This is a genomic window from Mariniblastus fucicola (genome assembly GCF_008087665.1).
Classification (GTDB): Bacteria; Planctomycetota; Planctomycetia; order Pirellulales; family Pirellulaceae; genus Mariniblastus; species Mariniblastus fucicola.
In genome coordinates, this window is sequence record NZ_CP042912.1 from 5,573,732 (window position 1) to 5,593,094 (window position 19,363).

Consider the following 19,363-nt stretch of genomic DNA (forward strand, 5'->3'; position numbering starts at 1 on the left):
GCGTTATCCGATCTGAACCAGCGGAGCTACGGCGTCCAACGTCTGCTCTTCTTTACCGGTAACAAGCTTTCGCGGAGTGTCACGCTCGAGAATCCGTTGATAGAAATCGCCCAACCCTTCGTTCTCTTTCCTGTCCGCAGCGAACTTGCTCAACAGCGGCGTCAGCACCTCGATGGCGTCTTCGATTTTGACATCGCCGGCGAACAGATCGGCCATGCGATCGCCTGTCAAGCGACCACCAACGAACAGGTGATAGACACCGGGACGGCGGCCAACGAAAGCAATGTCAGCCGTGTAGGGCCGAGCGCAACCGTTGGGGCATCCAGTCATGCGGATCGTCAGCGGAACGTCTGCCAAGCCGAGTTCGGCAAGCTTTGTTTCGATTGCTCCGACGACGTCGTGAGATACGCGTTCTGATTCCGCAACCGCCAAACCACAGGTCGGCATCGCGGGGCAAGCCATCGAATAGCGTTTTGCGTTGGAAAGCGTATCGACGGTGGGGACATCGAACTCTTTGAGGATGGCTTCGAGTTCCGCGACCTGCGACTCTTTCAAGTTGCTAAAGATGATGCTTTGCTGAGCAGTGAACACTGCGTCGCAACCGATCTCTTTGGCAATTTTCCGAAACGCACTGCGGCAGCGTGTTCGATCGTTGTCGATGATTCGTCCGTTTTCAACAAACACGCCATAGAACCAAAGGTCATCATTCTGTTTGTGCGGACCCAACCAGTCTTCGATACCGATTGTCGGCATGACCTTGGGCGGTTGGATGTCAAAACTTGCTCGTTTGGCAAATTCCTCACGGAACCAGTCGACACCTTTTTCGTTGACCAGATACTTCAATCGAGCCTGTTTGCGATCGTTTCGATTTCCGAAATCGCGATAGATCGCGCACACGATGCGAATCGCTTCGACTCCGTTTTCGACTGCCACAAAACCGATCTCGTCGGCGATGCGGGCGAACGTGTTGGGGCGTCCGTGGCTCATCCCCAGCCCACCACCGGCAACCACGTTGTAGCCAGTCAGCTTTCCGTCTTCGGTGAATCCGACCAACCCCGCGTCGTAGGAGTACACGTCGATCTGGTTTTCACCAGCGAGCGTAACACCGACTTTATATTTTCGGGGCAAGTAGGTTTCGCCGTAGAACGGTTCCGTCTCTTTCGGAATGTCCTGCTTTTGGCCGTCGATCCACAACTCGTAGTAGGCTTTGGTGGCGGGGCGCAAGTCGACTGCGATCTCTTCGGTAGTCTTGCGAATCTGCGTATAAACTTCGTCGGTAAACGGAGCCGCACTGGCCATCACGTTTCGGCAAACATCACCACAGGCTGCCAGCGTCGTCATCATCGACGCATTGATTTGACGCATCGTCTCCCGCAGTTCATCCTTGACGACACCGTGAAACTGTACGGCCTGGCGAGTCGTGATTCGAATTGAACCGTTGGCAAATTCGTCAGCCATTCGATCCAGGTCGAGATACTGTGAGTTGGAAACGACGCCACCGGGCAAAGCGACGCGGATCATGAAACTGTAGGCTTTGCCCAGACCTTCTTTGCGTCGTTCGGCGCGCAAATCACGATCGTCCTGCTGATAAGTTCCGTGAAACTTCAATAGTTGCAAGTCGTCGTGCTCAAAGCTGTCCTGACTTTCGTCCCTAAGCACTTCGTCAATTGTTCCGCGTAGAAGTTTGCCGGCAACTTTTGCTTTTTCAACTTTCGACGGCGCGTTCTTGTCCTTGGCCATGGTCGGTAACCTGAATCCTTAAATGGAGAAATGCAGTCCGCATTCGTCTTTGTCTTTGCCTTCCCAGCGACCATCTCTGGCATCAGAATCCGGAGTCGATCCGGGAACTGGTCGCGTGCAATGAAAGCAACTAACGGTGGGGTAGTTTTGAAGATGTAGTCGGTTGAACGGGACTTCGTTTTGCTGAACGTATTGCCAAACCTGAGCACGTGTCCAGGTTGCCAGCGGGCAGAACTTGAGCAGCTGATAGCGCCAGTCCCATCCGAGGACCGGCGTTTTCGCACGAGCCTCGGTTTGGCTTCGTCGCAGTCCAGTCATCCAGACGTCAAAGCCGCCGATGTTCTCTTTCATCGGAACGACTTTCCGGATGTGGCAGCAGAGGTTTGGATTGTTCTTCCATAGCTCGTTGCCGTAGGTCTCTTTTTGCTGTTCGACAGAAACGTCCGTGGACCAGCGAACGATCTCGATGTTGGAATACTTCGCCTCGAGTTTCTCACGAAGCTGGTACGTTTCTGGAAAGAAGAACCCGGTGTCGATCCACGCGACTTGCAACTTTGGCAAATCGTTCTGTTCGATCGCTTTGGAGCACATATCGATCAGAGTGCAACCTTCCATGCCAAAGGAAGTTGTCATGATCTTCTTTTGGTCAAGAAACCGCTTTAGGCCCCACGCGACGATCTCCAACGGTGTGCTCTCTTCCGAGATCAGCGCCATCGAATCTTCGTCCTGCTGAAAAGCCGTTTCGGCCGTTTCAGACATCGCAGCGGACTCCGACGACGACATTCGGCCGTCCGGCAACGCTGTCAGCGGAACCAGTTGGGGCTCTGTGTTTTCGGTGGATTCTATAGCGGGATCGCTTCCGCTTGAGCCTTCCGAGCTCTGGGAATTGTCTGGAGTTGGATTCATATACGCGTTCGTTGGGTCAATAGTCCGCGCACGGACGAATGCTAATTTGGAAGGATGCGCAATTCACGTCAAGCGCAATGTGCTGTCAAAGTAGTCCCGATAGCCCGTTTCTTGGCGACTGGGAGTCCTAAAGGTCAAATCCATGGCACGCTTTGGCTACAACGGTTGTCTAACGACCGCAATTCATGGACTGGACTGGTTTGAATTCCTTACGAAAACTCTCAATTTGAGAAGACCGTCACGAATCAGGGCGCGATTCGCGTTGGTCCAAGATCTTGATCGAAGAAGGCCGGGCAGATTCAACGCCCCGCGGTATTGTTCCTCGATGGCACGCGAGTTGCCTTTGTCGAGTGACGTTATTCTGAGTCCGCAATCGTAACAATTTATACCCGCACTTCGTCCTGAGATGCAGTCTTTTCATTACGCTTGACACCAATTGCCTCTGCAAGTTCGGCTTCGCGGTCGAAAACTCAGCAAGTGTGATTTACGTCGCGAACTCAAATGGCCAGCAGCCTGAGCACCTCCTCTCCCCAAGAGGACCGTGTTGGGTTGCTGGTTTTTTTATGCGCCTAACGCAGAAACTTTCGGGTTTGGTTACAATGTTTCGTTTCGATTCACGAACGACGCTGCATGGATATCGCTCTCAATATTGGCTGGGTAATTCTGGGACTGGCCGGGCTGTATTACGGCGCGGAATGGCTGGTTCGTGGAGCAGCAGGTATGGCGATCACGGCAGGGATTTCGACACTGGTCGTCGGCCTGACCGTCGTTGCGTTCGGCACGAGTATGCCGGAACTGATCGTCAGCATCCAGGCGAACCTCAAAGACAGCGGTGACATTGCGCTCGGCAACGTCATTGGCTCAAATATCTGCAACATTGGCTTGGTGCTTGCCATCGCTGCGGTGATGACTCCGATTGTCGTTCACATTCAGGTGATTCGACGGGAACTACCACTGCTGATCGCGGTTTCACTGGTGTTCGTGGTCATGCTTTTGATCGACGACAAAATCAGCCGTTTCGAAGGCCTGATCCTGGCATTGGGAATCACCATCTATTCTGTCAGCTGCATTCGGATCGCCAGCCGAAACCCGGACGATCCCATCGCGTCAATCGAAGATGAAGTGGCGGACTTGCAAGACGAAGGTGGTGAACCTCGCTACGGCTTGAACATTTTGCTCATCGTCGCTGGCTTGGTCGTGCTTGGTCTGGGAGCCGATCGATTGGTTGCCGGAGGCGAGTTTCTGGCTTTGAAATTCGGCGTTTCCAAAGCCGTCATTGGGCTAACGCTGATTGCGTTCGGCACCAGCTTGCCTGAGCTGGCGACCACCTTCGTCGCCTGTGCGAAAAATGAGACAGAGCTGGCGGCCGGAAACGCAATCGGCTCCTGCCTTTTTAATCTGCTGTGCGTCGTGGGCTTCACAGCGTTGATCAAACCAATCAATTCGACTTCAATCGCGATGGAGGACCTTGCAGCGATGTTCGGTTTCGCACTCGCGACATTTTTGCTGATGCGAAAAGGACAAACGCTGGGTCGCGTCGGCGGAATCGGTCTGCTGGTGACATATCTTGCATATACCGCTTATGTCTGGATTCGAGGATAGAAACGTGAAGTTGATCATCGCTATCGTTCAGCCGCACAAGCTGGACACGATCAAGCGGCGGCTGAATCGAATCGAGGTGACTCGACTGACGATCATGGATTGCCAGGGCTTTGGACGTCAGCAGGGAAAGTCCGACATGCCGGGCGCGAATGAAGTCCAACTGAACCTCCGTCGCAAGATTCAACTACAGATCGCGGTGAACGAAGAGTTCGTCGAACCGACCATCGAAGCCCTCGTTGCCGGCGCCAAATCAGGGGAAGCCGGTACGATCGGCGATGGAAAGATCTTCGTGTTGCCGCTGGACGATTGCATTCGAGTGCGAACCGGTGAACGCGGGCCAGACGCGATTTAGAAATTGCAAACTTTCCGAGCAGCCCCTGACGGGTTCGATAGTGCGGTCGCTCTGCCTGAACGCAGCGACGTGATCTTGCAGGCAATGGTTCAGCTCATCGCGCATGGAGATCAGGAAATCGGGTTCGGTGGACGGCCGTCCTGATTGCCCAGCCATGAAAATGCGATGACGATCGCGAAACCGATGATCAAGATTATTTCTGTTTGCAACATGTGGACTCCCTTCAAAATGTTGCTGCCAATTTTGGGCAGCGGAGTCCGTACGAAGCGACCATCCTTTGGTTCGCTATCATAGCAAGATCGGTAAAAAGTACACGACGCAATTGCCAGCTGGAAACGATTTCACGTTTCGTTCTTTGGATAGCAATGCGACTAAAGCCAAGCTACACAGTCGAGGTAGCTGTACCCGCGCAAAGATGCGGCCAAACTAACAAATTCGTTTTTGCTATTCCTGAACTTGGAGGTTCAAAAGCTTGCGAAGAGCTCGCTGAACGTACTTGAATTTCAACGGCATCGAGAGCACGGCATTTTGGGGATCTTCCTGCCATTTCGGCTCGACGTGATCCTTCAATTTATCAGTGATGACAAGGATGGCGGGCGTGCGAGCCATGCGATCGGAAGTAACAAATTCCTGAAAGGCCATGATTGCCTGTCCACCGAGTCCACCACAACCAAAAATGACTGCGTCAGCTGGCGATCCTTCTGCCGGATCGAGGTCACGAAACCGTTCCAAACCACGTTGCGGGTCGCTGGTGATGAGAACGCGATATCCGATTTTCTTAAGCTTCTCACGAAGGCTGTTCTGAACCTGTTGGTTCGAATCGATCACCATGACGGTTTTGTCTTTGCCTTCTTCGCGAGCCGAAATCATTTTGGCGAAATCCTCCGCCTGTTGCCGGCTCATGTTCTCGTCAAACTTTTCAGCATCGCCACGCTCAACCGCTTCGAGCACATGCTCGATTTCCGTGTGCGCCAACTGTGGCGTTTGAATTCGCCTCGACGGATCGATATCCATCAAACGTGTCAACAACAGGACCACGCGATGCGGCAGGTTTGGCTCGTGAACGGTTACCGGAGCAATCTCTTTGTATCGGTCCGCTGACAGACGCTTCATCCGCTCACGCGTTTCCAACATCGGCGGCACACCGGTCAGCATCTGATACAGCATGCATCCGAGAAAGAAGATATCGCTTCGTTTGTCGTCGCGTTTGACGCCAGTGGTTCGTTCCAGACCCGCGTAATCGATACTGCGAGGTCCCCCAGTCAACTCGCCAGAGTCACCGGCAACGGTTGCCAATCCAAAGTCAACCAGCTTTGCCTGTCCACGACTGGACAGCAAAACGTTCGACAGCTTCATATCGCGGTGATTGATTTTTTCTCCCGCCGCATACGCCAGACCAGCAGCGATGTCCCGGGTGATCCCGAGAGCTCGTGGAACGGAAAGCTTTCTGTGAGCTTTGACGTAGTCACGCAGGTTCTGGCCTTCGACAAAGTCCATCACCATATAAATGCGACCGCGATCTTCGTCGACTTCGTAGATTGGCACGATGTTCGGATGCCGCAACTTCATGACCATACGGCCTTCACGCAGAAAGTGCTCTCGCATCTCGTCGTTGGAACTGTGACGGGAACGAAGCACTTTGATCGCCTTGATGTCGCCAGACTTGACATCGTAGGCGCGGTACACGCGAGCAAACGTACCGACACCGATCAGGTACAGGATCTTCCAATCGTTATAGAAGTATCCCTTGCGTTGACCTTCGACCAAACGGGTCAACTGCCAGTTCGTAAGGTGCTCTCCACGCAGCAGCAGGCTGATGAACAGTTCGATATCGGCTTGGCCACGACCGCCTGCTTTGGCAAGCACGGCTTCAATTTCGCGAGTCTCCATTAGCCGGGCGTCATGGATTCGTTGCGCCAGTTTGTCGGCTTCTAGATTGGGAGGCAAGTCCATCGATTTAGTGGTTGGAAGATCCAGAGATGTGGGAGACCGTCAAAGATAAGTCAGAAAAGCGCGGCCCTTGAAGGGACTTTCGATTTTATTCGATGCCCCGGAGAATAACAACGTTTTGCCGACAATATCAGTATAACCATTCCGGGCATTTGATATGTCAACGCAGATTCTGGGGTCCGCAAAGCAGTTGGACTAACTGTCGCTGAATCCGCCGTCGCTGGAATTCTTGTACTCGTCACGTTCGCGGCGAGTCGCTTCAAGGTCAAACATCATGTACTTCATGTCCATACGAAGTTGACTGAGTGCTTCCTGGATCAGATTCAGGATACGTCGTCGACGGCGAGTGTACTCGACGACTCGATTGAGCGGTTTTTCAAGTTCGGCGCGATAACGTGGTGGGAGACTTTCGACAGCTGAGACAAGATCGTTGAGGTCGATTGGAAGCTGGTCGGTGTCTGCTGATTTCATTGGATTGGCGTTCATGGGTTTCCTGATCTATCGATTGAAGTTGAAGGCCGATAACGCACGCTCGATGCCAAAGCACGAAATTCAGAATTGATTTCTGTTTCGTGCGGTTATTTGCGACGTTTCACGCCATTGAAACCCGTGTCGCGAAAAAGCAACCGTTGCGAAAACGAAACGGCGTTTGTCTCCCAAACACCACGTGTTAACAAATCGCATCATGGAGCAGGACTCCATGCTATCAAACACCTTTCGAAATGGGGCCGATTTTCCGCAGGAAATTGAAGCCTGACAAATTGAACTGGCGGCAAATTCAGCATTTTGCTAACAGTCACAGCGAATCCCTGCCGGCAGTGCCATTTTCGAACGCAGCACCAATGAATCAACTTATCGTGCTTTCCCAAACCATTGTTTTGCTAGTGGCGTTTTCAACCGCAATGCTGACACCGCACCCGTCGCTTGCTTTCCAAACAGACGAGACTTTCGATGGCGGTCAACCGAGTTGGTTTACTCTCACGGATGAGTCCGACTGCATGGTCGATTCGGGATCGTGGAAACAGAACCGGGTCGTAAACTCAAAAACGGAGGTCGGTTGCGAGCAGATCGAATTCACGGCAACTGCGGGCTCAGGGAAAAAGCTGATCCTCGCACACACGGTGACTCCCTCTTTCGTGATTCCCGAACTGCAACCATCGGTTCGTATTCGCTCACAACGACGCGGTGTTCAGTTGCACGCGAGAGTCGTGTTGCCACACAATCAATTGCCCGATGGCCGCACGATGACGGTCGTCCTGGACGGTCCGGTATCGAAACAGCAGGGACGTTTCGAGACGCTGACTTTCTCTGGACAACGCAGCCTGAACCAGTTGCTGCAGAATCAACTCTGGCTGTTGCGGAGCAAGCATCACCGCGAGGTCACTCTGCGCGACGCTTATATCGACCAGCTTTGGCTCAACATCTACACCGGTCAGGGGCCTTCGATCGTCCAGGTCGAAAACCTGCAACTGGAAGGAGTCGTCGAAGCTTCGGAAATCGCTCAAAAGCAACAGCTGAAAAAGAATCAGGCCAGCTCCATCGATACGATTATGGCTGACGGTTCGGCAATTCAGCAGGTATCGGCAAGCTCTGGAAAGTCTCTGGTGGTTCGCGACGGCACGGTGATTCTGGTCAACGACAAGCCATTTTTCCCGAGGATCATTGAGCATAACGGCGAGTCATTTGAGTATCTGAAGGCGATCGGTTTCAACACGATCGAGCTCAAGTCCAACGCGACCGCTGCTGAGCTGACGGAAGCCAGGAAACTGGGCATGTGGCTGATCGCCCCACCACCAGCATCCGTCGGAGTCGAACCGATTGGGTTTGAGTACGATCCGGTTTTGGCGTGGTCGGTTGGACGTGAGCTTGGTGCGAAACACACGTCGAGGATTCGCCAGCGGATCCGCGAGATTCGAGAAACGGACTCACGAGAGGGACGTCCCATTTTTGGCCATTCCGTTTCACATTGGTCACAGATTGCTCAACAGGTCGACATTCATTCGATCGGCTTGCAAACCATCGGCAGCAGTCATCTGCTTAGCCAATACAGCGACTGGCTGGCGACGCGATCCAAAGCCATCGGGTCGAGCAAACCGATTTGCGCCGATGTGCAAACCGAGATGAGCCTTGCGGTTTTGACTCAGACAGAAGCCATTTTCGGCCAGGCTCCACCGACTCCGATCGAGTATCAGCAGCTCAAGTCGATCGCGACCGAGGCCATCGTTTCGGGGGCGCGTTGTCTTCGATTCCGTTCGCGAAACCGATTGGATGCTGACGATCCGGAATCCAAATTGCGCTCACTAACGATCGAATACGTAAATCGCTGGCTGGATCAAATTGAACCGTGGGTTAGCGGCGGAGTCGTGCTGGGTAAGCTCCCGGTATCGAACAATCGTGACGTCGAAGTGACTGCTCTGGCGACCGATCGAGCACGATTGCTGCTGGTTCAGCGACCGACCCATCATGAGCAGTTTTGGGCCGGAGACTGCCCTGCCCTGCCCGTTTCGATTGTCGACACAGACACAATCCACACTCATCGAGTCTACCATTTGACGGATTCTGAACTGGCTCCGGTTTCGACCGAGCGGACTCCGGAAGGAACCAGGATCCGCATCGAAAAGGCGCCTTTCATGATGACGTTGGTCATGACGCAGGATTCGAATCTGATCAATCGACTCAACGACAGTTTTGGCGGCAACGGAACTCAATCGATGTTCGAAATGCACTTGTCGATCACTCAACAGTGGCTGGCGATCGAACAACTGCTAAGCGGGCAAATGGAAAGGCTGTCCAAGGATTCCGCCGGAAGCAGCAGAGCTCTCAACGACGCCGTGACGGCGCTCAAAAGTGCGAGACAAATGAGCCAACAGAAAAGCCTGACTCAGGCTGAATCGTTCCTCACAACTGCCGATGTGCGACTGGCGTCCTTCCGTCGTGAACTACAGGCCAATGCTTTGGGCACGTTTCAGTCCAAAACGTCTTCGCCGTTGACGATGCACGCAGCGCTGGTTCCGTTGCACTGGGTGTTAGCCAGCCAAACACCGAAATCAGAAAGCAGCATCAACCATCTGGCTGGAGGAGACTTTGAAGATCTCGGCTTGATGAAACGCAGCGGTTGGTCGAATCAACGAATCGAAGACCAACGCCTTCGGACGCATGTCGAGCTGGCTCCCGAAGCCGCCAAAGCCGGACGATCAGGCTTAAAGCTTTCAACCAGCGGCAACATCAAACTGGTCGAAACGGTTCCGCTGTGGGTCAGCAGCCCGCCGATCCGCGTCAAGGCTCGCCAACTGGTTCGCATCCACGGATGGGTCAACGTGCCGCAGGTGATTGCAGGCAGCGAAGCCGGACTTCGTATCGTGGATTCGATCGGCGGCCAGTCGCTTTCGGAGACAATTCCGGCAACCGAGGGCTGGCAGGAGTTTGCTCTCTATCGAAACGCTTCGAGCGACATGCAGTTTCAGGTCAACTTCGAACTGACTGGAATTGGCCAGGCGATGATCGACGAAGTCACCGTTCAGGTGATCGACCTCCCCTCTCCGAATCGTTCGGCAAAGCGATAAACGTTTTTCGCGGCTCGCTAGCATTCAGTTTGCGTCACTTTGGCGTACGGATCAACGCAACGCCACGCTAAAATCTGTCCGCTTGTGAACCTCTCGCCTCGGACACCGTAAATGAAGCTTGAACAAAGGATGCAAGGGATCCAGCTGATCCTCTCGGACGTCGACGGAGTGATGACTTCCGGCGGCATCACCTATGACAATCAGGGCGTGGAAACCAAAACGTTCCATGTCCGGGACGGAATGGGCATCAAGCTCTGGCAACGAACCGGTTATCGCTTTGGCATCATCACCGCTCGAAGCTCTCACATCGTGAAGCTGAGGATGGATGAACTGGGTGTCGATCTGGTTCGTCAGGGAGCCGAGAACAAGCTGGACATCGCGAAAGGGATCATGGACGAAATGTCGTTGTCACTGGAACAGGTTTGCTACATCGGCGATGACCTGACCGACATGGCGCTGCTGGAAAATGTCGGCCTGTCAGCGTCCGTTTCCGACGGTGCTCCTGAAGTCAAAAAAGTGGCTCACATGGTCACCAAATCCGCCGGCGGACAGGGAGCGATCCGTGAACTTGTGGAAGCAATTCTCAAAGGCCAAAACCGTTGGCAAGAGTTGCTGCAATCTTACTCCGGCAGTTGACCTGGCGAATGCACCAGGCAAACGTTGAAAAGGAAGTCGACCGTTGCCCAATCGAATGAACCCAGTTGCCAGGTACCTGTTTGCACTTTCAGCAATGATTGTTGCCTACACAGCCTATGCGAAAGTGGCAGTTCCGATTCTCGAAGGGCCGCCGACCGTCGTCCGCAGAAGCCAGATCGCAGGCGACTATCCGGACACTACCGAAATTTTGGACAAGACCCATTTGCCGTCGATCGTGCCGACTGACGCTTGGGAACTGGGTTCCTGCAAGACGTTACTGACGCCGCAGGGCACGGTCTATTTTGAGTACTGGGAACCGGTCGACGACGAGGGCACGTATCAGTTGATGCCGTTTACGATCGTGATCAATGACCCGGTGAACAGCATCCGCGAAGCCGAAAATGACACGACGCAGCCCAAACCCGCCCCGATCGTTTTACGTTCACTGGAAGGCGCTCGCCTGAAGTTCTCCAAGCCGCTGACGGCTCGTTCAAAGAAGGATGACATCGAGCTGGAATCGGCTCAACTGGACGGACAGGTCACTCTCTTCCGCCCCGCGAACCCGGGAACAGATGAAGACGAAATGCGGATCGTGACGCGGAACATCCAGATCAACCGCAGCCAAATTTTCACACTCAGCGAAGTCCACTTCGCTTTCGGGCCTCACCATGGAAGCGGCCGCAACCTGTCGATTCAACTGGCGCATGCCACCAAAGCGGATTCGCCGACGAAGTCCTTTTCCAACATCGATGGCGTCGAGCAGATGGAACTGGCATTCGTCAGCGAACTGGTTCTGCAGCCCGTCGATGCGAACGCCTTCAAACTGGCCAACGAGAATCCAGCGTCCGACAAACCGTCTGCTGCTTCGCTGGTCGACGACAAAGACCGCGTGCTCTCGCTTTCAAACCAGGAAACGCCACTGCGGCTTTCTTGCGACGGACCGTTCGTGTTTCGCATGGCTGAAAAGAAAGCCTGGTTTCGCGACAACGTCGTTGTGACTCAACTGGATGAACATCGCGACAATCTTCGCTGCGATTCTTTGCAAATCGAGCTTTCACGGGACGACATTTCGCAAACGACATCGGTCAAGAACCTGATCGCCATCGGCACCCCGGAAAAACCGGCAACCATTGTTTCGAACTCGCAGCAAACGCTGGTCGTTGGAGAAGAACTGAACTTTGATGTCCAACAATCGCTCGTGAAAGCATTCGGTTCGCAACCGGTTACGATTCGCAGCCCAAAATTTGCATTCCAAGGCTCCCGACTGGAGTATCAACTTGCCGAAAACGGAAAACTCGGCGCGCTGTCAGCAGATGGTCCAGGGATTCTCAAAGGCCTTTCCGAAGACGACAAGAATTTCGAAGTGAAGTGGGAGCGTTCGCTTACGACTCGCAATTCGGATGCCGAACGAGTCCTGATAGAAATCGATGAAAACGCGTCGGTCAAGTTCGACCAACGAAACAGCATCGCCGCAGATCATTTGAGCTTCACCGTTTGGCAGTTGCCTGATCCGGAATCCGTGAAGGAAAATCAAAAATGGAAGTACTTCCCTTCGAAGCTGGAGACCCGCGGCAACGTTCGCATCGTTTCAGAGAAGCTCGACGGGTCGGCGAATGAGCTGACCGCAAACTGGGAGAAACCGTCGTTCCGTCAACTTGGCACGATCAACCATAAGGTTTCCTATCGAGGCACATTTCGAGCTGCACCGCAGCAAGCCGATGGGTTTCGCGCACTTCCGTCACAATCTCCGACGATGAAATTTTCCGGCGACAAAGTCGTTGCCAACGTGGCCGGCGGAATGAACCAACTTCGAATCCGAGACCTCGTCGTGGATGGATCGCTGGCTCTGGAAAGCACCGCGACCGACAAATTGCCCTTTGCTATTGCGGGCCAATCGATGCGGCTCGTTCCTCAGGCCAATGATCTTTATCGAGTCACGATTACTGGGGACGACAGTCGACCTGCAACGTTCCGAACCAATGGTCTCGATCTCCGCGGAAGCAATCTTCAACTCGACCAAACGGCGAACACGATCTGGATTCAGGGAAAGGGAGACCTGAACATCGACGGCACGAAACAGTCTGCAACGGTGGCTTCGCGAGAGCTTCCGAAACTTGAATCGGCCAACATTTCGTGGACAGGAGGAATGGTTTTTGACGGCTCAAGAATCTACTTTGAAAACGACGTGGAGCTTTTCGCAAATCGTCCGCCAAACGCGGATGGGCAAAGCTCGAAACTTAAATCCAATAGCGAGGCTCTCACGATCGAGCTTACGGAGTCGATTCGGTTCGAGAATCTCGATCCCGTCAACGGCGTTTCCGCCAAACGGGCTAAACCAGAGATTCAACGGATGGTTTTTGTGAATCAGGTGGATCAAGCCAGTCGTGCATTCAAGCTGGCAGGTTATGAAAAATCGGGGCAGGCAGGACGCGATGACGCCGCCAGTCGCAGAGTAATCGGATTTCAAAACGCGACCATGGATGCGTCCGGAAATGTTGTCGAGCTCCAGAAGCTTTTCGTGCCGATGGCGACCGTGGATGCGATCTCAGGTGACGTTGTCGCCAGCGGACCAGGGCAGGCTCTCGCCTATCAGTTCTCCAATGGCAACAGTCGCTTGTCCGGATTCTCACGCGATGCGGCAACAGGCGGTACGACTTCGAAACCCAAGCTAACCTGTGTGCACGCTCGATTTGATGGCCAGCTTACGGCCAATACTGAGCAAAACACGATGAGGATTGATCGCAATACCCGAAGCGCCTGGGCGAACGTTGACCGCTTCGACCAGACGCTTGATCCAGACCGGCCTGATCAATTGCCGCTCGGTGCAGCGGTGTTGAAAAGCGATGCTCTGAAATTCGCACAGTGGACGCCGCGAAATTCCGAACCGCGTCAGGAGATGCAGGCCGAAGGGAACACCAGTATCCAGAGCGAGCTTTTCGAAGCGGTCGCCGACCGGATGACATATTCGGACGACACCGACATTTTGATCATCGAAGGCAACCCGCCGGCGAATGCACGATTGTCCTGGCGTCGGACTTCGAAGTCTCAGCCAGAAACACTATTGGCCAAAAAGGTGAAGTATCGACTGTCAGACCAGTGGACCGAGGTTTCTGACATTCGCAGCGTTCAGGCAGGGCTCGACGGTAAATAGTCGCCGTGAAATTGGCCATCGATAGAATGGCTGTCCGGGATCGCTTATACTTGGATTCGATTGACGAAACTCAACGAACTCTCCGGACCAGAACCATGAAGTCGAATCAGATCTGCCGTTTTCTTTGCCTTGCGTTGGCACTGGCTGTTTTTAGCAGCATCGGTTGCGTTCCTCCGTCTTCAAAAGATGACGTCGCGAAAAAAGACAAACCGAAACCGATTATTGGTCAGACGACGTCCGAAATCAGCGAATGGGACCCTGACGCTGGTCAGACGATTCGCGTCGATGGTGAAGACGTCAATATCGTCAACCGAAACCTGAAGGCGCTGAGCGGCGCCAGCAACACGATTGCCAAAATGAAAGTTCAGCAGTCGCTGGAACTGTTCCGCGCGACTGAAGGCAGGTATCCAAAAACGTTTGAAGAGTTCATGGACAAAGTTTTCAAAGTCTATGTCGTCGACCTGCCGATGCCGGTAACGTCGTGCGAATATCAATACGATGTGGAAAACCACGAACTCCTGGTCGTGGAAAAGAAAAAAGCCGAGTAGTCCACGATCGCGGAAGATCACGGTCAACTCGGCAGCAGCTTGTAGTCAGAATCTGGCTTGGCACTCTGCGCTCGAATCTGAGTGGTGACCATCTGAGTGGTGACCATCTGAGTGGTGACCATCTGAGTGGTGACCATCTGAGTGGTGACCATCTGAGTGCTGATCATCTTGAGTGCTGATCAATTCCGAGAGTGATTGCAACCCGAGCCTACACGTCTGAAACAACGCCAGTCGAATCGCCGAACCGTTTCAAGTCGGTAACGCCCATCCGATGTGCCAGTGTCATGTGCATGTTCGCCAGCGGCGTATCTTTATAGTCAACGAAACGTCCGGTGCTCATGTCACCACCGCCGTTACCCGCCATCACGATCGGCAGATTCACGTGCGTGTGACGGTTTCCGTCTGCGTTTCCGCTTCCAAACATGATCTGGGAATTGTGCAACAACGAGTTGCCGTCTTCATCCCTGGTCTGCTCCATCCGTTGCAGGAACTGGCCAAGCTGCTGCACATACCAGCGATCGATCGTCTTTACCTTGTCGACTTTCTCCTGCTTGTTCTGATGATGAGACAGCTCATGGTGGCCTTCGACGACTCCGATTTCGCTAAACGAACGATTGCTACCATCGTGAGCCAGACAGAACGTCGCGACTCGCGTTGAGTCCGTTTGGAAAGCCAGAATCATCAGGTCGAACATCATCTGCATATGCTGAGCGTAAGAAGTCGGAACTCCCAACGGAGTCTGCCGTTCGGTCTGAGCGTCGCCATGGCGTTCTGCAAGTTCAATCCGTTTTTCAATTTCGCGAACCGACGTGCAGTACTCTTCCAGCTTCATCTGGTCCGTCCGTTGCAGCCGTTTCTGCATTCGTCTGGCGTCTTCCATCACGAAATCGAGCACAGACTTTTGCTGAGCACGACGCAGTTTCAAATTCGACTGTCGCTGCCCGGGACGTCCGGCTCCAAACAGCCGCTCAAACACCAGCCGCGGATTCGATTCCGAAGCCATCGGAGTTGTGGGAGACGTCCACGAAATGTTGTACTGATACGCGCAAGAATAGCCCGAGTCGCAACTGCCGGATCGGCGATCGGCCTCACAACTAAGCTCCAGGGACGGAAGCCGCGTCAGATGTCCTACCTTTTCAGCAATGACCTGGTCGATCGATTTTCCGGCACGCAAATCTGTAGAGCTTTTGTTCAGACGAACGTTGGTGAGAAACGTTCCACCGCCGCGTGCGTGGTCTCCAGCACCGTCCGCTCCCGCGGTCGCGGAATAGTTATCGAGTCCACCCATGATTTGAATGGAATCGCGAACGGGCTTAAGTGACGCAAGCGTTTCGCTGAACTGAAAATCTTCGCCCACAGAATCCGGCCACCACGCGGATGGAATCGCGCCGTTAGGAAAGTAAAGAAACGCGGTTCGCAGCGGCGCGCCGGTCGCCGTCCGGGCCAACGCGGGCTGAGCTCCAGAAGAAAGTGTTGACCCCAGCAGCGAGCCCTGGCCAAGCGAATGCAAGGTCGGCAACGCGATCGCGGCGCCAACGCCGCGAAGAAATGCTCTACGGTTATGCTTCATTGTTGCTCTCTTTCAACTCGTGATCCGCCGCGATTCGGCGGCTTTATCGTAGTCGTTCACTATCAGTTTTTCGACAGTTCTGCACCGGATTCATGACGCATTCGCTGAAACGCGACGGATTCAATCACGGCATTTAGCATCTCGGAACCGCTTCCATTGTTTTCTTTTACACGTTCTACAATTTGATCCACGGTCGGCACGTCGTAGTACTCCAGCGAACGACCCAGGGCGAACATCAGCATCTTCTCTGCCACACAGTGATAGATCTTGTCCTTGTGATTTGTGGCAAGAATCTTTTTCAGTTGGTTCAGGTTTTCAAACTGCTCACCCGTCACCAACTCTCCTGACACATCGATCGACTTGTCCGGTCTTTCGCGCCCCAGCGGATCAAAATTCTCCAGCGCCAATCCAAGCGGATCCATGCGGTTGTGGCACGAACTACAAAGCGCACTTTCTCGATGCACCGCCAAGGCTTCGCGCAACGTAAGACGTTTCCCGTGCCCAGCGCTCTCCGATTCTTCCAACGAAGGAATGTCAGGTGGTGGAGCACCGGTTGGAATTCCCAGAACGTTGTCCAACAAAAACAGACCGCGTTTCACTGGCGACGTTCGATCAGGATTCGATGTTACCGCCAACATTGAGCCGTGACCCAGCAAGCCGCCTCGCAAACTGCCTTCCGGCAATTCGACCCGACGCATTTCCCGGCCCTTCACATTTTCAATGCCGTAGTGCTTTGCCAGTCGCTCATTGAGAAACGTGTAGTTGCAGTCGATCAGCTCGGCGACGTCTTTGCCTTCTTCGACGATGTACTGAACCAGCATTTCAGTTTCGCGACGCATCGCCCGCCGCAGCTCTGCACTCAGCCCAATCTTGCCAGCCTGTTTGAAGATCGGTCGCAGATCCTTCAGCAGCGCTTCACGCTCCTTCTTGCCTTCCTCCGTGAGTCGGCGTTTTTGCTTTTTCTTCAGTTCGCCGTATCGCAGAAATTTTTCCTGAATGTCCGGATCCGGAGCCTCCCGCAACAGCACCGAAAACGAATTGATCGGAACACCCTCGACGTCACGAGCCTGCAGCCACTGACCGACAAAGTTGCGATAGAACGAACGAAACCGTTTGTCTTTTTTCATTCGAACAATCTGGGCGTCCAGATTTTCACGCAGCCGGTTCTCTTCTGCGAGCTTCAACAACTCTTCGTCGGGCATCGACGACCAGAGGAAGTAGCTCAGCCTCGAGGCGAGAGAAAACTCATCGATCAGAGCATACTGGTTCATATCAGACTGAATCGCAAATTCTTCCCGAAAGAGAAACCGCGGCGAAGCCAGCACCGCGACCATCGCTTGCTGAATACCTTGCTCGAACGAGCCAGTTTCTTTTTGCCAAATACGCTGCGCCAACTCACAGAGCCGTTGCACCGTTTCGTCATCCGGAGCACGTCGCTGTGCACGTCGCAGAAACGGACGAATCAGTTCTTCCGCGTACTCCATCCGTCCTTCATCTGAATCCGGAATCGGTTTTTTGAAAAACGCAGCATGTTTCTTTGGCACAACCCAGAAATCTTCGCCCAGCGGTCCACGAAGCACCATGTCTTCAAAACGAATCTTGAGATCACGCCCCCATTCCTCTTTCGTGAGCGGGATCACTTCGATGCGGATCGAATGTTCGCCTTTGGAGATCTCTCGCGCGAACTCAAACGGATGACGTTTCCAGGGATCACGCTCGTATTGCTCGCTGACCAGTTCTTCATCGTCCAGAAAGAACTTCACCTCACAGCGATTCGCATCGGTCGCATTCTCGATATAGTCTTCCGCCAAAACCAACGTGAAATCCAATGAGTATTGCTGCGTCTCGTCGACTTTGAAATCAAGCTCAATCGTTCGCGGCTTGTAGAACGAAAGCGCAAGACGTCCGTCGTCGATGCAGTCGTCGGGAGCGTTGAAATCTTGAGGCGTGAATCTACGCAACGGGGTCTGCATGCCAACCTGCGGCACGACCTTGTTGGCAATCGTTTGAGCCGCATCGATGTACTTTTCCATCAGCATCGGCGAGATCGTAAGCACGTCGCCGATGTTGTCGAAACCTTCACCGCTGTCGTCAGGCGGAAAGTTGATCGACGTATTGAAGTCGATTTTCAGCAGGTCGCGAATTGTGTTGCGATACTCTTCCCGATTGAGTCGCCGAACCGTTACGTGTCCCGGATCAGGGTTCTCCGGATCGTGCCGGAAAACGTCGTCGATGATCCACGACTCCAGTTCAACTTTCTGCTCTGGTTCTAACTCTTCCGCATCCGGAGGCGGCATCAACCCGGTGCGCAACTGCTTCAGCACCCGATTCCAAAGCACCGGATCGCCGACAGCCGGATTCTCGTCTTCCACAAGATGGTCGAACGTCACGCCGCCTTCTTCTCCACCGCCAGCGTGGCAGTCGAAGCAACTGTTTTCCAGAACGGGAAGGATCGACTCCTCGAATCGATCCTCGTCCACGTGATCCTCGCTTGAGCCAGTTGGCTGAACGAACCGGTCACCGGCCATAGCGAATGAAGCACACAGGGCAAAAGCCAAACTCAAAAAAAAGATGTGCGTCGATTTTGACATTCGCTGCGTCATGCGCCTCGCCCTATACCTAGTTCAAAATTTTCAGCATCAAGTCTTTGTAGTAGACCTTGCTGCCCGGATCATGAGCTTGCAACGCCATTGTGCCGCTGCCGATTAATCGCTTGGTCATGTTCCCGGCACGTTCAGGATTTTCCGGTTCGGTGTAATCCGAGATTACTTTGCCATCAATCTTGATGACGACGTGCTTACCTTCGACCATGATTTCATAGTCAAACCATACGTCATCTTTCGCTGGAGCTTCAAAGCAATCTTTGACTCCGTACAGTCCGCCGGTCTTTTTGGGATCGCTCTGGGTATTGTTGACCTGAGCTTCATATCCTTCTGACGGCCATCCAGTTGCTTCGAACTTCGTATGGAAGTAAATGCCGGAATTGGCCTGAGGTTTCGTTTTTACTTTACATTTGAAATGAAAGTCGCTGAAATCCGCATGGCCGGTCTCGCCAACGTAGAAAGCGTGGGCTCGTTCGCCATGCGTCACGATACAGCCGTCTTCGATATAAACCGACTCAGGGCTCTCATTCACGTGCCAACCGAGCAGGTTTTTTCCGTTGAACATGGACTTAAATTCGGCGTCTTGAGCAACAGCACATGAGGCGAAAAGGCAAACAGCGAAAGCGGTTGTAAGAACTCGAATCATCGAATGGTCCTGGTCAAAAATATCTGGTTAGTCTGACATCATGATCGCCTGCGACGACAGGCTTGGCAAGCGAATACACCTACTGCACCGGAGAAC

14 protein-coding genes are annotated in these 19,363 nt (G+C 53.5%); 6 read left to right on the forward strand and 8 right to left on the reverse strand.

What is annotated here, in order from left to right; genetic code table 11:
• Window positions 1-3: 3 nt before the first annotated feature.
• A complete protein-coding gene (locus tag MFFC18_RS20875) occupies window positions 4-1,740 on the reverse strand; it encodes an NADPH-dependent assimilatory sulfite reductase hemoprotein subunit (RefSeq protein ID WP_075083940.1) in 1,737 nt (578 codons plus the stop codon).
• Window positions 1,741-1,758: 18 nt separating this feature from the next.
• Window positions 1,759-2,646 carry a phosphoadenylyl-sulfate reductase gene (locus MFFC18_RS20880; RefSeq protein ID WP_084417013.1) on the reverse strand — a complete coding sequence of 296 codons (888 nt, stop codon included), beginning with the start codon at window positions 2,644-2,646 and terminating at the stop codon, window positions 1,759-1,761.
• Window positions 2,647-3,276: 630 nt separating this feature from the next.
• Between MFFC18_RS20880 and MFFC18_RS20885 the strand changes: the two genes are divergently transcribed.
• On the forward strand, window positions 3,277-4,248 hold the full coding sequence (locus MFFC18_RS20885) for a calcium/sodium antiporter (RefSeq protein ID WP_075083939.1): 972 nt from the start codon (window positions 3,277-3,279) through the stop codon (window positions 4,246-4,248).
• A 4-nt stretch (window positions 4,249-4,252) separates the two neighbouring features.
• Window positions 4,253-4,600: a P-II family nitrogen regulator gene (locus tag MFFC18_RS20890; protein WP_075084144.1), complete on the forward strand. Its 348-nt coding sequence runs from the start codon at window positions 4,253-4,255 to the stop codon at window positions 4,598-4,600.
• 444 nt (window positions 4,601-5,044) lie between these two features.
• Here the strand turns inward: MFFC18_RS20890 and MFFC18_RS20895 are convergent, their stop codons facing one another.
• Both MFFC18_RS20895 and MFFC18_RS20905 read right to left on the reverse strand, forming a co-directional pair.
• Window positions 5,045-6,547: a serine/threonine-protein kinase gene (locus MFFC18_RS20895; protein WP_168211105.1), complete on the reverse strand. Its 1,503-nt coding sequence runs from the start codon at window positions 6,545-6,547 to the stop codon at window positions 5,045-5,047.
• Window positions 6,548-6,745: 198 nt separating this feature from the next.
• On the reverse strand, window positions 6,746-7,021 hold the full coding sequence (locus MFFC18_RS20905) for a transcriptional regulator (RefSeq protein WP_238381226.1): 276 nt from the start codon (window positions 7,019-7,021) through the stop codon (window positions 6,746-6,748).
• A gap of 371 nt (window positions 7,022-7,392) precedes the next feature.
• Between MFFC18_RS20905 and MFFC18_RS20910 the strand changes: the two genes are divergently transcribed.
• From MFFC18_RS20910 to MFFC18_RS20925, 4 genes are all read left to right on the forward strand, one after another.
• On the forward strand, window positions 7,393-10,113 hold the full coding sequence (locus MFFC18_RS20910) for a hypothetical protein (protein ID WP_148619017.1): 2,721 nt from the start codon (window positions 7,393-7,395) through the stop codon (window positions 10,111-10,113).
• 111 nt (window positions 10,114-10,224) lie between these two features.
• Window positions 10,225-10,749, forward strand: coding sequence for a KdsC family phosphatase (locus tag MFFC18_RS20915; protein WP_075083935.1), 525 nt, complete (start codon window positions 10,225-10,227; stop codon window positions 10,747-10,749).
• A 55-nt stretch (window positions 10,750-10,804) separates the two neighbouring features.
• On the forward strand, window positions 10,805-13,900 hold the full coding sequence (locus MFFC18_RS20920; protein WP_148619018.1) for a hypothetical protein: 3,096 nt from the start codon (window positions 10,805-10,807) through the stop codon (window positions 13,898-13,900).
• Between the two features lie 95 nt (window positions 13,901-13,995).
• On the forward strand, window positions 13,996-14,448 hold the full coding sequence (locus MFFC18_RS20925) for a hypothetical protein (protein WP_148619019.1): 453 nt from the start codon (window positions 13,996-13,998) through the stop codon (window positions 14,446-14,448).
• Window positions 14,449-14,471: 23 nt separating this feature from the next.
• Here MFFC18_RS20925 and MFFC18_RS25095 read toward each other — a convergent pair whose 3' ends face one another.
• The 4 genes from MFFC18_RS25095 to MFFC18_RS20945 all read right to left on the reverse strand — a co-directional run bounded on the left by MFFC18_RS25095 (window position 14,472) and on the right by MFFC18_RS20945 (window position 19,267).
• Entirely contained in the window at window positions 14,472-14,615 is a 144-nt protein-coding gene (locus MFFC18_RS25095; RefSeq protein WP_157665107.1) for a hypothetical protein, read from the reverse strand.
• A gap of 41 nt (window positions 14,616-14,656) precedes the next feature.
• A complete protein-coding gene (locus tag MFFC18_RS20935; RefSeq protein WP_075083932.1) occupies window positions 14,657-16,018 on the reverse strand; it encodes a DUF1552 domain-containing protein in 1,362 nt (453 codons plus the stop codon).
• A 62-nt stretch (window positions 16,019-16,080) separates the two neighbouring features.
• A complete protein-coding gene (locus MFFC18_RS20940; protein WP_162273934.1) occupies window positions 16,081-18,498 on the reverse strand; it encodes a DUF1592 domain-containing protein in 2,418 nt (805 codons plus the stop codon).
• Window positions 18,499-18,637: 139 nt separating this feature from the next.
• Entirely contained in the window at window positions 18,638-19,267 is a 630-nt protein-coding gene (locus tag MFFC18_RS20945) for a 3-keto-disaccharide hydrolase (protein ID WP_075083930.1), read from the reverse strand.
• Between the last annotated feature and the right edge of the window lie 96 nt (window positions 19,268-19,363).

Excerpts from the sequence above, each read along its gene's own strand:
- MFFC18_RS20875 (WP_075083940.1), bottom strand. The coding sequence starts at position 1,740 with ATGGCCAAGGACAAGAACGCGCCGTCGAAAGTTGAAAAAGCAAAAGTT.
- MFFC18_RS20880 (WP_084417013.1), bottom strand. The coding sequence starts at position 2,646 with ATGAATCCAACTCCAGACAATTCCCAGAGCTCGGAAGGCTCAAGCGGA.
- MFFC18_RS20885 (WP_075083939.1), top strand. The coding sequence starts at position 3,277 with ATGGATATCGCTCTCAATATTGGCTGGGTAATTCTGGGACTGGCCGGG.
- MFFC18_RS20905 (WP_238381226.1), bottom strand. The coding sequence starts at position 7,021 with ATGAAATCAGCAGACACCGACCAGCTTCCAATCGACCTCAACGATCTT.
- MFFC18_RS20910 (WP_148619017.1), top strand. The coding sequence starts at position 7,393 with ATGAATCAACTTATCGTGCTTTCCCAAACCATTGTTTTGCTAGTGGCG.
- MFFC18_RS20915 (WP_075083935.1), top strand. The coding sequence starts at position 10,225 with ATGAAGCTTGAACAAAGGATGCAAGGGATCCAGCTGATCCTCTCGGAC.
- MFFC18_RS20920 (WP_148619018.1), top strand. The coding sequence starts at position 10,805 with ATGAACCCAGTTGCCAGGTACCTGTTTGCACTTTCAGCAATGATTGTT.
- MFFC18_RS20925 (WP_148619019.1), top strand. The coding sequence starts at position 13,996 with ATGAAGTCGAATCAGATCTGCCGTTTTCTTTGCCTTGCGTTGGCACTG.
- MFFC18_RS25095 (WP_157665107.1), bottom strand. The coding sequence starts at position 14,615 with ATGATCAGCACTCAGATGGTCACCACTCAGATGGTCACCACTCAGATG.
- MFFC18_RS20935 (WP_075083932.1), bottom strand. The coding sequence starts at position 16,018 with ATGAAGCATAACCGTAGAGCATTTCTTCGCGGCGTTGGCGCCGCGATC.
- MFFC18_RS20945 (WP_075083930.1), bottom strand. The coding sequence starts at position 19,267 with ATGATTCGAGTTCTTACAACCGCTTTCGCTGTTTGCCTTTTCGCCTCA.